Annotated in this window: 1 protein-coding gene; it reads right to left on the bottom strand. The window is 44.3% G+C overall.

The genetic code is table 11. The features are described from left to right. A partial coding sequence (locus tag AAA927_RS12835; protein WP_338218156.1) for an Eco57I restriction-modification methylase domain-containing protein occupies positions 1–1,407 on the bottom strand: 1,407 nt, incomplete at both ends.

Below are 1,407 nucleotides of genomic sequence, written 5' to 3'. Positions count from 1 at the left end.
AAGTTTGCTTGATTAGCACGATAAACATACTTCACATCTGGATTTTCGACAGCTTCCAGGTAGGCTACTTCCTTCTTGGATTGTGAGTCGAAATCTACCAAACGCTCATATGTTCCAACGAAGTCAGCTGGACTGGAGTTTTGCATGACGAAGGCGACTGACTGTACAACCTCGCCGCCGATTTCCTCAAAAGCCCGTGTTCCTAAATGAGCTAAATTAATGAATGTTTGCTTAGACAATGATTGTCTCAACGCCTCAAAACTGGAGAGGAACATCCACTGGTGTTGCGTGATCATTGCATAATAGCCATCTGTTACTGTTAAGGCATGCAGTCTTTCCATAAACACTGCAAAAAGGTCCGATTTACTATTTGGATAATGCTTTTTAACAAATCTGCTTAAATTGCCAGGCATTTTACCCGAACCCATATACGGCGGATTGGTAATCGAAATCATATACTGCCCGTCAAGCAGGCCTAAGGCATTCAAAATGGTTTTGAGTTGGGCCGAAAGTACTTCTAGCCGTGCACTCTCTATTGTCATCTGCCCAGCTGGTTGAGCCTTGGTTAGTTCTTGCAGACTATCAATCGTGGATTTGGACAAGTTCAGTGAGATCAAAGAACCAAGCTCATTGCCATGGCGAAATGAAGCCCTTATTGTTTTTAGTGCGGGCAAGACTTCTGGTGTGGCTTGTCCTAGCAAATCTAAATCAGAGGATGACCAATTCATTTCGGGAATATCAATGACATGTGGCGTGATGCCCGCATTGAATATCCGCCGATCATATTGACGGCCTTTCATCATCATCGCAAAGTAAGTCAATTGAAAAGCGCGGGTGTCAATATCAGCCCCGAAAAGGTTATGCTCAAGAATCTGCCGAGCTGATTCACGTTGAGAATAGCCTTCACTAACGTAAATTTGAACCAGGACTTCGAATGAATAAATCAAGATATGCCCAGAACCCATTGAGGGGTCGATAACAGTGATATCTTGTGGCGTTAAATCATTAAGTGATTTTTGCTTGGTCTTGACTTGCAGTTTGACGTCATCAGACTGCTTAGCGTCTGCCATAAAGTAGTGCCAAGAAAAGTCTTGTGCCAAATCACGCGAAGAACGTTGGTCACCAATGGCCCGTAGGTGATCGATCCAAAGCCGACCAACCGAGTTCTCAACCAGATATTTGACGATCCAGTCCGGAGTAAACAACTGGGTTACAGCAGGAATATCTGCTTGTGTATAGTTCCGTTTTTTGAATGCGGCATCCTTAGGTTCTTGGTTGTAATACTGATACAGCCACCCAATAATCTCGACTTGTCCTTGGCTGTCATCGGACGCTATATCAAAATCGGCTTCTGGAATTTCAGCCACCAGATCAGCAATCACGCCACGGTTATAGCTGGGAGTGAAC

It is taken from the genome of Lacticaseibacillus salsurivasis (assembly GCF_036246225.1).
GTDB lineage: Bacteria > Bacillota > Bacilli > Lactobacillales > Lactobacillaceae > Lacticaseibacillus > Lacticaseibacillus salsurivasis.
This window is presented reverse-complemented; position numbering and strand designations above follow the sequence as displayed.